Raw genomic sequence first — 13,738 nt, 5'->3', positions numbered from 1 at the left:
AATGCCTAAAGAAACTACTAAAATATTAGTAATCCGTTTCTCCGCAATGGGGGATGTAGCCATGACGGCCCCCATTTTAAAAGAGTTCAACCAACATTACCCTGATACCCAACTCCTTTTCATTAGCCGGGAATTTTTCCGGCCTTTCTTCCATGGTGTAGAGAACCTGACCTTCCTTCCTTTTGATCCTTCAAAAAGACATAAAGGCTTTTTCGGCATCGTCAGGCTTTTTCTGGAGCTAAGGAAACACAAAGTTACGGCAGTGGCCGATCTTCATCAAAATCTGAGAAGCCGGATATTGAGTTTACTGTTCTTCTTCCAGGGCGTAAAGCGGGTAACGATCAACAAGGGCAGAAAAGAAAAGTCCCTGCTGACCCGGAAAAAGGATAAGGTTTTTGCCCCTCTTCAGCAAACCGTAGAAAGGTATGCGGAGGTATTTCAAAAACTAGGCTATCCTTTTCTTCTTTCCAATACCTTAAAACAGGTTTCGCCAGCCCCGCTGAATCGGGAAATATTTCCCCCTAAAACAGAAAAATGGATTGGTGTAAGTCCTTTTGCCCAACACTTACAAAAAGTCTACCCCCTGCATAAAATGGAATCAGTGGTCTATGCGCTGGCCGACTTAGGACATCAGCTGTTCATTCTTGGCGGAACCCCGGAAGAGGAAGAAATCGCCGACAGCTGGGCCACAAAGCACAAGAACGTACGTTCCCTGGTCAGGAAGATTAAACTGGAGGAAGAATTGCAGTTTATTTCCAACCTGGATGTCATGCTGAGCATGGATTCTTCAGGAATGCACCTCGCTTCTTTAAAAAACATCCCTGTAGTTTCTGTATGGGGTGCTACCCATCCTTATGCCGGATTTTTAGGCTATGGACAATCTATGGCCAATGCGGTTCAGATTGATCTTTACTGCAGACCATGTTCAGTCTATGGAAATGTGCCTTGTTATAGAGGAGATTTTGCCTGTATGAACAATTTAGCCGAATCAACTGTTGTTAATAGTGTAATAAATAAACTCAATAATGGCGAAGCAACTTCTCTTAGTACGGCACGGAAAATCTGAATGGGGCAATAGCCACCTTTCTGATTTCGACAGGCCATTAAATTCCAGGGGCTTAAGAAACGCTCCGGAAATGGCAACCCGGATTCTTCATAAAGATTTGGTCCCACAGCTGGTGGTCAGCAGTCCGGCTTTACGTGCCCTTACTACCGCTAAAAACTTTGCAGAGGTATGGAACAAGCCTTTGAGCCAGATCCAGGAAGAAACTTCTATCTACGAAGCCAATGTAACAGCCCTGTTAAAGGTCGTCAATAAGCTGAGTGATAAATACGAAAGGGTTGCTTTGTTTGGTCACAATCCAGGACTTACAGATTTCGCCAATTACCTGAGTAATGCGAATATCTATAACATCCCTACATGTGGTACAGTGCTTATGGAGTTTCCATTTGAGAAATGGGAACAACTAAGCCACCATACCGGAAATTTATTAGAATTTGATTATCCTAAAAGTGCAGATGAAGATTAAAAGTGCAAGTGTTTCACTGTTAATCCATTATTAATCAACTGTTTTAGGGAATCTATTCCTATTTTCAAGTGTGTTTCCACATAAGTGCTGGTTACATTGCTGTCACTTTCTGCGGTTTTTACGCCTTCAGGAATCATCGGCTGATCAGAAACCAGTAATAATGCACCTGTTGGAATCTTATTCGCAAATCCTGTAGTAAAGATCGTCGCAGTTTCCATATCTACTGCCATCGCACGCAAGCTTTTCAGGTATTTTTTAAAGTTCTTATCGTGCTCCCAAACCCTGCGGTTCGTGGTATAACAAGTTCCTGTCCAGTAATCTCTGGAATGGTCACGGATGGTGGTAGAGATTGCTTTTTGTAAAGCGAAGGCCGGTAATGCTGGCACTTCAGCAGGAAAGTAATCATTGGAGGTACCTTCTCCCCTGATGGCTGCAATAGGAAGAATCAGATCACCAAGTTGGTTTTTCTTCTTCAATCCACCACATTTTCCAAGAAACAATACTGCTTTCGGACTGATTGCAGTAAGCAGGTCCATCATCGTCGCTGCCATTGGGCTTCCCATGCCAAAGTTGATAATGGTAATTCCGTTAGCAGTTACACTTTGCATCGGTTTATCCAGACCTAGAATAGGCGCATCGTCGTGCCATTCTGAGAACATCTGAACATATTTACTGAAATTTGTCAACAGGATATATTGTCCGAATTCTTCGAGTGGTCTGCCTGTATATCTTGGCAACCAGTTCTTAACGATGTCACCTTTAGATTTCAAACCTGATTTTACCGGAGATTCTACTTCTTTAGCTTTCTTTCCTTTTTTCTCATTTCCGTCTTTGTTTACTTCTAATTCTTCATTCATATATTTTCTCCTTTACTATTATTCATATTTCTTGCTGTTTTATACAGCTTCCGGCTCTATCGATGATCGAAGGGTAATAACCTGGGGGTATCGGGAGGCTTAGCAGGATCAAATCCTGATATATCAAGTTAAAAAAAATCCCCGTAAAACGGGGATTAAATTTTCTAAGCTGCTTTTAACTTTTTAAAGTCGGCCTTTTCGAATTTCTCTACCGCGTAGTCGAGCGTAATGCTCAGCTCCTTTATACTCGGATCGGAAGGGATGTCAAACATGGCATCCAGCATAATTGCTTCGCAGATAGAGCGTAAGCCCCTTGCTCCCAGTTTATATTCCATTGCTTTGTCGACAATAAAATCTAACACCTCATCTTCAAAAACCAATTTCACCCCTTCAAATTCAAACAGTTTCACATACTGACGGAATAAAGAATTCTTAGGTTCTGTCAGGATATTACGTAATGCCTGTTTATCCAATGGGTTAAGGTGTGTTAACACCGGTACACGACCAATCAGCTCAGGAATCAAACCAAAAGATTTTAAATCCTGAGGCGTAATGTATTTGTAAAGGTTTTTAAGATCAAGCTCTGCATCATCTTTTTTCACTTTATAACCAACGGCTTGCGTACGTAACCTGTTCGCAATCTTACGTTCAATACCATCAAATGCGCCACCGCAGATGAAGAGGATATTATTCGTGTTTACCGGGATCATTTTCTGATCAGGGTGTTTACGTCCGCCCTGAGGTGGAACATTCACTATCGTTCCCTCTAAGATCTTCAATAAAGCCTGTTGCACGCCTTCTCCCGACACATCTCTGGTGATGGAAGGGTTGTCGCTTTTACGCGCTACTTTATCCACCTCATCGATGTAAACGATTCCGCGTTCTGCCGAAGCCACATCATAATCCGCAGCCTGAAGCAAACGGGTCAGGATGCTTTCCACATCTTCTCCTACATAACCAGCTTCAGTCAGGACCGTCGCATCGCAAATGCAGAAAGGAACATGCAGGATCTTAGCGATCGTTTTCGCCAATAAGGTTTTTCCGGTTCCGGTTTCCCCTACCAGCATGATGTTCGATTTTTCAATCTCTACCTCATCCTCCTGGTTTACCTTTTGACCTAATCTCTTATAGTGGTTATAAACCGCTACAGAAAGGACTTTCTTAGCATCATCCTGACCAATTACGTACTGGTCAATATGTGCCTTGATTTCCATAGGCTTCAATAAGGTAACTGAAGAGTCTAAAGATTTCGCTTTCTTACTCCCAAGCTCCTGTACCAGGAGTTGATTGGCCTGAGTCACACATTTATCGCAAATGTACGCGTCCAGACCTTCAATAAGCATTAATGTATCCTGCTTACCTGAGCCACAAAAAGAGCAACGAGATTCTTTATTTTGTTTAGCCATTATTTTCTTTGTTATTCGCTCCCAGCACTTCATCAATCATTCCAAAGCTTTTCGCCTCGTCAGCTTTCATCCAGTAATCACGGTCTGAAGCTTTCTCTACCCATTCGTACGATTGTCCGGAGTGGTTTGAAATGATGTCATACAATTCTTTCTTTAATTTCAGCATCTCTCTTAAGTTGATCTCCATATCTGAAGCAACTCCCTGTGCACCACCTGAAGGTTGGTGAATCATCACACGCGAGTGTGGCAATGCAGCACGTTTTCCTTTCGCTCCTGCTACCAATAGTACGGCTCCCATAGAAGCTGCCATACCGGTACAGATGGTGGCCACATCTGGTGTGATGTATTGCATGGTATCATAGATACCCAATCCTGCATATACAGAACCACCTGGTGAGTTGATATAGATCTGAATGTCTCTGTTGTTATCTGTAGATTGTAAAAACAACAACTGAGCCTGTATAATGTTCGCATTACCATCATAAATGGCATCACCTAAAAAGATGATACGATCCATCATTAAACGGGAGAACACATCCATTTGTGCCACGTTAAGCTGACGCTCTTCAATGATGTAAGGAGTCATACTTTTTGGAGAATTATTGGTTGCACCAATAAAACGATCCACGTTTAAACCATTAATACGATGGTGTTTAACTGCGTATTTTCTAAATTCGTCTTTGTCTATTTTCATCAGTATATCTATTTTTCTTTTAATTGTGATGAAGCTTGCTTCGCAGTTTTTGCTCCGCAGGTTTCATCAGTATATCTATTTTTCTTTGTCAATTTCACCAAATTAATTAAACTAAATTGGTTATTTATTGTGGTATTGTAAAATTCTCGAATCTCTTTATATAAACAAGGCGGCCTTAATAAAGCCGCCTTATCTGTAATTATAAACTAAAAGTATTGGGTTTCCCTGAATTACTTCAATTCTATAAATTTATTATAAGCGATTTCTTTTTGGTCTAAAGTGGCAACTGATTGAATATATTCAAAAACCTTAATTGCTTTCACTTCATCAAAAATGCGGTTTGCATTGTCTTTCTCTTTAAGGAAAGTAGCCGTGTATTGCGCCAACTGATCTTCCGGCATTGGGCTTGGGCTATACATTCTGAACTGTGCATCTAAACGTTGTTTAGCAGTTGCGAATACATCCTCATATTTAATTTCGATGCTATTGTCTTTAATCAGTTTGTTCTCGATTAAAGTCCATTTAAGGTTTTTAGCGAAATCTTCATATCCTTCTGCAAGCTCAGCCTCAGTTAGTTTTTCGTTTGTAGCTTTTAACCACTTACGTAAAAACTCATCAGGCAATTCCATTTTCACACTTTCAATTAGTTTAGTGTACATGTCGTTCTGCAATTTGCGGTCTGCATCTTGTTTGAACATGCTTTCTACTTCCTCAGTGATTTTAGCGGTAAAACCAGCTTCGTCAGTCACTACACCTTCACCAAATAATTTATCAAAGAACTCCTGGTTTAAATCAGATTCCTCTAAGCGGTTTACATTTTTAACCGTTACCTGGAATTTAGATTGTAATTCTTTTGCATCTTCTTCAGCAATGTTTAACAATTTGGCGATGATCACCTCATTCTTATCAAAAGCTTTTTGAACATCAAGTTCAACTACATCATCCTTTTTTAAACCTACTAAAGATTTTAAGATCTTTTTATCAGCTACCTGATCTAAACGAATAGAACCTGTACTGTTGATGCCACCTTCAAAAATTGAACCATCAGCAGAAAGTTGTGCTAATTCGGCATAAAGGACGTCATCTTCTGCCGAAACTTCAGGGTTTGTCATTTTGCCATAGCTTCTTCTGATGTTTTTGATACGGGAAGCTAAAGTTTCTTCGTCTGCTTTAACGTTGAATTGAGTGAATTTATCTTTGGATGTGATTTTCACATCTACCTCTGGGGCAAGACCCAATTCGTAATCAAACTCGAACTCATCTGTATTGTCCCATTTGAATTCTTTAGTATCATCCATCACCGGTAAAGGCTGACCAAGGATCTCTACTTTATTATCAGTAAGGTGTTTGCTTAATGTTTCGCTCAACAGGGTATTGATTTCTTCCACCAAAATGCTTCTGCCATACATTTTTTTGATGTGTGCTGCAGGAACCATTCCTTTACGAAAACCAGGAAGGTTTGCTTTTTTAGCTTGCTCTCTTATAGATTTATCAACCTTTTCAGTATAATCTTCAGGTGAAATCTTAATCTTTACAACTGCATTTAAGTCGTTAATTTTTTCCTGTGTAATGTTCATCTTTCTGAATCAATAATTATTAGTGTCTTTATACAAAAAATCCTCCGGGATGCGGAGGAAATTTATTGCGGAAGAATTGACTTCCAATCCATCGCTCAAATTTCCCTTTCGAGGGCGCAAATATATTCTTTTTTGTTGATTTCAAAGTGTATAATTTAAAAAATTATGTCTGCAGATTGTCTGAATCTCATGGACCTACACTAAAAAAAAGAAGCTGATTTCTGTCTGTTAAGGACCAGCGAAATTTTGCGGTATAAAAGAAAAACAGCCCTTTTGAGACTGTTTTTCAATTGTTGTGCGGAAGAAGGGACTCGAACCCCCACGCCGTGAAGCGCCAGATCCTAAGTCTGGTGCGGCTACCAATTACGCCACTTCCGCAGTTAGGATTTATTTATTTTGGATTGCAAAGATAGAATAGTTTTTTAGAAATCCCAATAAAATCAAAATATTATGTAATTTTATTAAAAATCAAGCCCATTTGGATAACAAAAGGGATTTCCTGACAGCGCTCATCTGTAGCAATCAGATCTTTACCCACTTTCAATTGTTTCTATAAAAATTTACCCTCGATCTCTGATTTTAAATAAAACTGAAATGAAAACAGAAGAAGAACTGATTCAATTTGAAAAACAGTGGAATAGCGCCCTGGAAAACAACAATGCGGATGAAATCTCTAAATTTATGTCCCCCGACTGGATCATTGTCGGCTCCGATGGCATCACTGGCAAATCCAGCTTTCTGGAATCAGTAAGAACAGGAATACTCACACACAACAGAATGGATTCCGATGAGATGACCGCTAAAATTCATGGAAATACCGGCATCATCATCAGTCGCGGAACAAGCGCGGGGATTTACGATGGCCAGGCTTTCGAATTGTACGAATGGTCTTGCAGTACCTACATCAAAGAAGACCAGCAATGGTACTGCGTATCTACAATGGTTACAAAAGCCAATCGCCTTTAAACTAAAGAACCGTAATTTCCGGCCCCAGTTCAGAAACCAGGAATAAAAAATGCTTAAAATAAAAAACCCGATCGGATGGATCGGGTTTAGTTTTGTGCGGAAGAAGGGACTCGAACCCCCACGCCGTGAAGCGCCAGATCCTAAGTCTGGTGCGGCTACCAATTACGCCACTTCCGCAGTTAGGATGTCATTGTTTTGGATTGCAAAGATAGATATTGTTTCTATATCTCAAAACTCTTTTTAAATTAATTCTGGCATCTAAAGCTAACATATTGATCTTATACGCTTTAAATTTCAATCTTTTTTTCCCTTTTCTCTGGTACAGACATCCAGCCAGACAAAACTCAATACAATTCCTTCTGAAACTGAAAAAAATATTGAACGGCCTTTACCAACCGGCTGCCATACCAGGAAAACATTTCTCCATCTACCAGCAGGACTTTCGCCTCCGGCAGTACCGCTCTGATTTCTTCCAGGTGTTTTTCCTTAAAAGGATAAGGTTCTGAAGATAGGAACACCAGCTCCGGCTTCAGAAGACGAAGGTCTTCCAGGCTCATTTCGGGATACCTATTTTCTTTGACCACATTGTTAAGCCCGTTTACCGCCAGCAGATGATTGATAAATGTATTTCTTCCGGCAAACATATATGGGCTTTTCCAGATCAGATAGGCCACACTCTTGTTCAGATTATTTTGCAGTGCCAGGGTCTGAAGGTCATTAAACCCGGCATTGATCAGGTGATTCAGGTATGCTGCTTCGGGTTCCCGGTCTACCAATGCCCCAATTTGGCTGATGGTTTGCTTCGCATCTTCCAGGTCATAAATATCGCTCATCCAAACCGGAAACTCTCCCATGAGCGCCTCTATCTGCAGTTGCTCGTTTTCTTCCTTATTGCCAATGATGAGGTCGGGTTTTAAGCTTCGGATCAGGTCCAGGTTTAATTTCTTTGTCCCCCCTATTTTGGTCTTCTCTTTAAATTTAGCTTCCGGATGAACACAAAATTTAGTAATTCCGATCAGCTCCGCATCCAGCCCCAGGTTAAATAGCAATTCTGTTTGAGAAGGAACCAGGGAGATGATTCTTTTTGGCGGATAACTGATGTTTATCGTACGGTTAAGCTGGTCTGTAAAACTGCGTTGCATTTTACAAAGATAAGCTACTCGTACTTTAATGCATCCACAGGATTTGATTTTGCAGCACGATAGGCTTGCCAGCTCACCGTCAACAGCGCAATCATTACCGTTGACACCCCCGTAATCAGGAATACCTGCCAGCCTATGGAAATATGGTAGTCAAATTTATCCAGCCAGTTCTTCATGAGCAGGTAGGCAAGCGGCATCGCAATAAAAAGGGCGATCAAAACTGTTTTCACAAAATTGACGGACAACAATTGCACAATTCCAGACACAGAAGCTCCCAGGACTTTACGGACCCCGATTTCTTTGGTCCGCTGCTCTGCACTGAAGGCAGATAAGCCAAACAAGCCGAGGCAGGAAATAAATATCGCAAGGCCTCCAAACAGGTTAGACAACAGACCCAGGGTAGCTTCATTCTTCATCTTTTCTGCAACCAGACGATCCAGAAAGCGGATATCTATCGGAAAATCAGGATTGATCTCCTTTGTGATCCTGCCAATCATTTCCAGATTTCCTTTAAGGTCTTTCTCCGTATTTAGCCGCATGGTAATCACATCGCTGTTCCCCTGATTAAAGGCAATAATCATCGGTTTCTCTTTTGCCGTCAGCGGTCCCCAGGTGATGTCTTTAAAAACACCGACTATCGTTCTTTTAACATCCTGAAACACCACATTTTGTCCCACTGGATTGGCCAGCCCCATTCGTTTTATTGCGGACTCACTTAACATCACCGCAACACTATCTGAAGCCAGGCCTTTTTTAAAGTCCCTGCCCTCCAAAAGCTGAAGCCCATTTGTTTTCACAAAATCATAACCCGTATAAATCTGGTTGACAGACATCTTCTTATCTGCTTCAGACATCCCCTGCCATTCCATTCCGGTACTGTTAGAATTTTGCTGAGAGATACTTCCTGACGAATGACACATCGCAGTGACGGTGCCGGAAGACAATAGCCTTTCCTTTAAAAGATCGTACTTCAGATACAGGTTGCCTTCATGAGGCATCTCCACCAATGCATTCGTCTGATAGCCCAAAGGCTTATTTTTCAGGTATTGCAATTGCTCATAAATGATTAAAGTAGCAACGATCAGAATCACCGCTAAGCTAAACTGAACGATCACCAGTATTTGTCTGAAATTCAAAGAAAAGCTATTTTTTAGTTTAACCGTTTTCTTTAACGTTTGGATCGGATTAAAAGAAGAAAGGAAAAAAGCAGGATAACTTCCGGCCAGAATTCCGGTAAAAAAGATCAATGCGATTACGCCCAGCCAGTTTAAAGGATGAGCATAAGCAATTTTCAATTCGATATCCAGCAAATGGTTGAATTTGGGCAGACAAAGCTCCACCAATACAACTGCAATGACTACGCTTACAAAAGTCAGGATCAGGGACTCCATAAGAAATTGGGAAATCAAAGATTTTCTTGACGCCCCAATGGTCTTTTTTATCCCTACCTCTTTCGCCCTTTTCTGGGACCTTGCGGTAGAAAGGTTCATAAAATTGATACAGGCGATGATCAAAATACTCAATGCCAATATGGTAAAGATCTTCAGCTGCTCAATCTGTCCTCCTGCGGCTTTACCATTGATAAACTTTCCATAAAGATGCAGGTCTGCCAATGGGTAAATAAAAGGCTCTGAATCAGTGGTCGTACTCGCCGCATGTTTTCGGCTCATGCTCTTTATCTTCTCATTAAAAGCCGGAATATCAGTTCCCTTTTTTAGGATCAGCAAAGTATAAAATGAATAATTATGCCAATTTGGCTGAATCACCCAATCGTTCAACTGTTCGAAGAGCTTCCAGGAATTCAGACAATCAAAACTATAGCTCACATTTGGAGGCAGGTCTTTGATAACTGCAGTAACTTTCAGATCAACCTGATTCTCAAAACGGAGTACTTTATTCAACACATCTGTACGCCCAAATAAGCGTTGCGCAGTACTGGCAGTTAACACGATGGAGTTCGCATCACTAAGGGCATGATCCAGATTTCCATAAAGGGCTTGAAAATCAAAAATCTTTAATATTTCCGGATCCGCATAACGTCCTTCTACTTTAAAAGAGTGCTTTCCATTTGCCAATAAACGTTTCACCGGCCATAAAATCCTGCTGATGTGTTCCACCTCGGGCATCTCTTCCTTCAGCGTTCCGGCAATCGTATTTGGCGATTGATCTCCGGTAGCAGTAATGCTTTTATCAGCCCCATAAAAATTAAACATCACCTGTTGAATACGGTCTGCATTTTTAAAGCCCTTATCGTAATTCCATTCGTAGGATACATACAGCAGTAACATCAGACAAGCAGCCAATCCAATTGCCAAACCACTGATATTGATCAGGGATGCCGTCTTATTCCTTAACAGATTTCTTAAAGCAATCTTTAAATTGAGAATATACATTTTAATTCTAATGGTTGATCATGATCAAAAATCCGCTACACGCCCTGCGGAACGCTAAGGTCTTCCTTAATCACGCCATCCAGCAAATGCAATATCCGGCTTCCATAAGCAGCATTAACTTCCGAATGCGTTACCTGAATAATGGTAATGTTCTCTTCCTCATTCAATTTCTTAAACAACTCCATAATCTGAAGTGCCTGTGGAGATTGCAGGTTTCCCGTTGGCTCATCGGCCAGGATAATGGAAGGTTGTGCCACTAAAGCTCTGGCAATTCCTACCAACTGCTGTTGCCCACCTGAAAGCTGATTGGGAAACAGGTCTTTTTTAGCAACCATATTAAAGCGATCCAGGACATCTGCAATTCTGCTTTTACGTTCCGGTCCACTCACCTTTTTATAGAGTAGAGGCGCTTCAATATTTTCTGCAACAGTCATCTCATCGATCAGGTGGTAAGCTTGAAATACAAAACCAATATGGTTCCGGTACAACTCAATCCGTTTCCGCTCATTTAGAGAAACCACATCCTCCCCCATAAACTCATACGCCCCATAAGTAGGCTCTTCCAGCATCCCAAGGATATTCAACAGGGTAGATTTCCCTGCACCCGATGGACCCATGATCGAAACAAATTCACCCTGTTTAATACTCGTGGTCACGTGGCGCAGGACATAACTTTTAACTCCTTTATTCGCGTAATACTTCTCTATATTTTTAAGTTCTATCATCTTTGTATGTTTTAGTATTTAATTCTTCTCAGGATAAGTTTATTCGTATTTGAGGGCATCTATTGGATTCGTGCTGGCCGCTTTTAAAGACCGCAGACTAACCGTAACCAAGGTAATGACTACCGATAATACCATGGCAATCATAAATGGCCAGATGCTGATTTCTATGCGGTAAACGAAGCCATTCAACCATTTGGAAACAAAAATATAAGCCAATGGCCAGGCCACCAGATTGGCGATCAGCACCATCCATAAAAAGGAACGGTTGAGCATTTTAACTAACTCTAAGGTAGAGGCACCCAACACCTTACGGATGGCAATTTCGCGCGTTTTCTGCGCAGCAATAAATGACACCAATCCGAACAGGCCGATAAAGGAAATGAAAATCACTACTCCCGCAAAAACTTTGAAAAGTACGCCCATGACCTGCTCCGTTCTATAAAAGTTAAGAATGTTCTCATCCAGGAACTGAGCCTCATAAACATGATCAGGGAAAGTGGCATTCCACTCTGTTTCTACGGCTTTCATGATCAACACCATCTCCTTCGTATCGATCTTTACCGCCATCGTATTGTAGTCTTTTTTATCAGAATAAATAGCAATCGGAGAAATGGCACTTTTGAAGGTCAGGTTGTTAAAATCTTTCACGACTCCGACAATAGTCCTGTCTTTACCCCCTAAACTCATGGTTTTTCCTATGGCATCTGCAGGGCTCTTCACTCCCAAAGATTTCAGCAATTGCTCGTTAACCACAAATTCCTTAAGTGTATCACTTTTCGACAAGCCTCTACCTGCAATCAGTGGTAAATTGAAAGTTTTCAGGTAATGTTCATCGGCTTTTTTCAAGTTCAATTGAATCTTTTCATCATCAGCACGATGATCATAGCGGAAACTTGAAGTCATATTATCCGTAGAAACCGGTGGAGCGCTGGCAAAACTAATTTGCCTTACTCCCGGCTGTTGCATTAATCTTTCTCTTAATCCTTCATATTTTAACCTGCTAAGGCTATCTCCGGGAATATTGACAATTGATACTGCTTTCGTATCAAAGCCAAGTGATTTCTCCCTCATATATCCCATTTGCCGAACCACCACCAGCGTGGCAATGATCAATATGGCAGTAATGGCAAATTGTGCAACTACCAGCACTTTCCTCAGTCCCAATCCTCCTGCATTAGCAGAGCTGATCTTATTCTTGATGGCCAGTGCCGGACTGAACCCTGACATTACCAATGCAGGATAGAGTCCTGCAAGAAAACTCACGACCACAATTAAAATCAACATGAATATAAAAACAACCGGCTCAGAGAACAGGTGAAAAGAAACATTAGCCTCCATCAGACTTTCCATCTTCGGAATTGCCAGTTCTGTCAACACACAGGCAAAGCCTAAAGAAATCACCGTTATTAAAGCGGTTTCACTTAGAAACTGCCAGATCAGCTGCTTACGTCGGCTCCCCATTACTTTTCGGATACCCACCTCTTTAGAACGGCTGATGGCTTGCGCTGTTGCCAGGTTAATAAAATTGATACATGCCGTAATCAACAAAAAGAGTCCGATTACAGAAAGGCCAATCAGCTCTTTATAAGGCATAGTTTTATACCGGTAATTTCCAAACCGTGAATCGTGATGAACCTCAGAAAGCGGCTGGAAATAATGTTTTTCCTGAGCCGGGCTTTTCTCCACATAATATTTAGTTATGAATTGTTTTAAAGGTTTTTCAAGATCCGCAGGCGTCAGTCCTTCCTTCAACAAGACATAACATTCTGACCTATTTGTCACCCAGCCCCAGGCTTTACTGTCCTTTTCCGCAAAGGACGCATAAGAAAACACGACCTCAAAAGGGAAGCTGCTGTTTTCCGGAAAATCCTTAAAAACCCCGGTCACCTTATAATCCGCTTTGTTGTTATAGCGGATACTTTTACCAATTGCATTTTTCCAATTCCCAAAATACTTTGCCGCTGTTTTTTCTGAAAGTGTGACCATATTAGGTTGCGATAAAGCCTGTTCTGGTTTTCCGGAAAGCCACTCAATTTTGAAAATTTCAAAAAACTGAGGCTCCACATAGAAGATGTCCTGTTTTAATTTCAGATCAGCATTTCCCCCCTCATTTTTCACTTTAAGAATCCCTCCACCCTGACGAACCGCAGCGACTTTTTCAAATTCTGAAAAATCATTCCGCATCGCCGGAGCTAATGGAACCGGAACTCCACTGGTAAAAAATTCCTCTTCAGGATAAATCCAGGAAGACACCACCCGATAAATCCGATCCTTTTTTTCCTCGCTTTTATCGAAACTCAGCTGAAACTTTAAAAAAATAAAAATCAGCAAACAACTCGCCAGTCCAATAGATAATCCAACAATATTTATTGCAGTATAGCCTTTGTATTTCCAAAGGTTACGCAAAGCGATTTTAAGGTTTAATCTGAACATATCTCTACTAATTAAA

Annotated in this window: 11 protein-coding genes and 2 tRNA genes; 3 read left to right on the top strand and 10 right to left on the bottom strand. The window is 41.1% G+C overall.

The features are described from left to right. The first annotated feature begins 1 nt into the window (after position 1). Both AAFF35_RS05710 and AAFF35_RS05705 read left to right on the top strand, forming a co-directional pair. Positions 2-1,066 carry a glycosyltransferase family 9 protein gene (locus tag AAFF35_RS05710; RefSeq protein WP_342331440.1) on the top strand — a complete coding sequence of 355 codons (1,065 nt, stop codon included), beginning with the start codon at positions 2-4 and terminating at the stop codon, positions 1,064-1,066. After that, positions 1,026-1,529, top strand: coding sequence for a histidine phosphatase family protein (locus tag AAFF35_RS05705; RefSeq protein ID WP_342331439.1), 504 nt, complete (start codon positions 1,026-1,028; stop codon positions 1,527-1,529). The genes AAFF35_RS05710 and AAFF35_RS05705 overlap by 41 nt, the downstream gene beginning before the upstream one ends. Here AAFF35_RS05705 and AAFF35_RS05700 read toward each other — a convergent pair. The 5 genes from AAFF35_RS05700 to AAFF35_RS05680 all read right to left on the bottom strand — a co-directional run bounded on the left by AAFF35_RS05700 (position 1,526) and on the right by AAFF35_RS05680 (position 6,441). Next, positions 1,526-2,386 (bottom strand): AMP nucleosidase, encoded by an 861-nt coding sequence (locus AAFF35_RS05700; RefSeq protein WP_342331438.1) that lies wholly within the window; start codon positions 2,384-2,386, stop codon positions 1,526-1,528. The genes AAFF35_RS05705 and AAFF35_RS05700 overlap by 4 nt on opposite strands. Before the next feature lie 164 nt (positions 2,387-2,550). Further along, complete coding sequence (clpX, locus tag AAFF35_RS05695) at positions 2,551-3,792, bottom strand: ATP-dependent Clp protease ATP-binding subunit ClpX (protein WP_342331437.1); 1,242 nt, start codon at positions 3,790-3,792, stop codon at positions 2,551-2,553. Next, on the bottom strand, positions 3,785-4,486 hold the full coding sequence (clpP, locus tag AAFF35_RS05690; protein ID WP_069380235.1) for an ATP-dependent Clp endopeptidase proteolytic subunit ClpP: 702 nt from the start codon (positions 4,484-4,486) through the stop codon (positions 3,785-3,787). The genes clpX and clpP overlap by 8 nt, the downstream gene beginning before the upstream one ends. Before the next feature lie 230 nt (positions 4,487-4,716). Continuing rightward, complete coding sequence (tig, locus tag AAFF35_RS05685) at positions 4,717-6,063, bottom strand: trigger factor (protein ID WP_342331436.1); 1,347 nt, start codon at positions 6,061-6,063, stop codon at positions 4,717-4,719. Positions 6,064-6,359: 296 nt separating this feature from the next. Further along, positions 6,360-6,441, bottom strand: a tRNA-Leu gene (locus tag AAFF35_RS05680). A 216-nt stretch (positions 6,442-6,657) separates the two neighbouring features. Here AAFF35_RS05680 and AAFF35_RS05675 point away from each other — a divergent pair. Next, positions 6,658-7,029, top strand: a complete 372-nt coding sequence (locus AAFF35_RS05675) for a nuclear transport factor 2 family protein (protein ID WP_342331435.1) — start codon at positions 6,658-6,660, stop codon at positions 7,027-7,029. Positions 7,030-7,124: 95 nt separating this feature from the next. Here AAFF35_RS05675 and AAFF35_RS05670 read toward each other — a convergent pair. From AAFF35_RS05670 to AAFF35_RS05650, 5 genes are all read right to left on the bottom strand, one after another. Beyond that, positions 7,125-7,206: transfer RNA gene (locus AAFF35_RS05670), tRNA-Leu, on the bottom strand. A 167-nt stretch (positions 7,207-7,373) separates the two neighbouring features. Then, positions 7,374-8,171, bottom strand: a complete 798-nt coding sequence (locus AAFF35_RS05665; protein ID WP_342331434.1) for a helical backbone metal receptor — start codon at positions 8,169-8,171, stop codon at positions 7,374-7,376. 14 nt (positions 8,172-8,185) lie between these two features. Beyond that, positions 8,186-10,564, bottom strand: a complete 2,379-nt coding sequence (locus tag AAFF35_RS05660; RefSeq protein ID WP_342331433.1) for an FtsX-like permease family protein — start codon at positions 10,562-10,564, stop codon at positions 8,186-8,188. Positions 10,565-10,599: 35 nt separating this feature from the next. Further along, entirely contained in the window at positions 10,600-11,289 is a 690-nt protein-coding gene (locus AAFF35_RS05655; protein WP_342331432.1) for an ABC transporter ATP-binding protein, read from the bottom strand. A 39-nt stretch (positions 11,290-11,328) separates the two neighbouring features. Continuing rightward, positions 11,329-13,722 (bottom strand): ABC transporter permease, encoded by a 2,394-nt coding sequence (locus AAFF35_RS05650; protein WP_342331431.1) that lies wholly within the window; start codon positions 13,720-13,722, stop codon positions 11,329-11,331. Between the last annotated feature and the right edge of the window lie 16 nt (positions 13,723-13,738).

Origin of the sequence: Pedobacter sp. FW305-3-2-15-E-R2A2 (genome assembly GCF_038446955.1) — a bacterium.
Classification (GTDB): Bacteria; Bacteroidota; Bacteroidia; order Sphingobacteriales; family Sphingobacteriaceae; genus Pedobacter.
Note: the sequence above shows the minus strand (reverse complement) of the source record. Positions and strands in the feature narration are given on the sequence as shown.

Excerpts from the sequence above, each read along its gene's own strand:
- AAFF35_RS05710 (WP_342331440.1), top strand. The coding sequence starts at position 2 with ATGCCTAAAGAAACTACTAAAATATTAGTAATCCGTTTCTCCGCAATG.
- AAFF35_RS05705 (WP_342331439.1), top strand. The coding sequence starts at position 1,026 with ATGGCGAAGCAACTTCTCTTAGTACGGCACGGAAAATCTGAATGGGGC.
- AAFF35_RS05700 (WP_342331438.1), bottom strand. The coding sequence starts at position 2,386 with ATGAATGAAGAATTAGAAGTAAACAAAGACGGAAATGAGAAAAAAGGA.
- clpX (WP_342331437.1), bottom strand. The coding sequence starts at position 3,792 with ATGGCTAAACAAAATAAAGAATCTCGTTGCTCTTTTTGTGGCTCAGGT.
- clpP (WP_069380235.1), bottom strand. The coding sequence starts at position 4,486 with ATGAAAATAGACAAAGACGAATTTAGAAAATACGCAGTTAAACACCAT.
- tig (WP_342331436.1), bottom strand. The coding sequence starts at position 6,063 with ATGAACATTACACAGGAAAAAATTAACGACTTAAATGCAGTTGTAAAG.
- AAFF35_RS05675 (WP_342331435.1), top strand. The coding sequence starts at position 6,658 with ATGAAAACAGAAGAAGAACTGATTCAATTTGAAAAACAGTGGAATAGC.
- AAFF35_RS05665 (WP_342331434.1), bottom strand. The coding sequence starts at position 8,171 with ATGCAACGCAGTTTTACAGACCAGCTTAACCGTACGATAAACATCAGT.
- AAFF35_RS05660 (WP_342331433.1), bottom strand. The coding sequence starts at position 10,564 with ATGTATATTCTCAATTTAAAGATTGCTTTAAGAAATCTGTTAAGGAAT.
- AAFF35_RS05655 (WP_342331432.1), bottom strand. The coding sequence starts at position 11,289 with ATGATAGAACTTAAAAATATAGAGAAGTATTACGCGAATAAAGGAGTT.
- AAFF35_RS05650 (WP_342331431.1), bottom strand. The coding sequence starts at position 13,722 with ATGTTCAGATTAAACCTTAAAATCGCTTTGCGTAACCTTTGGAAATAC.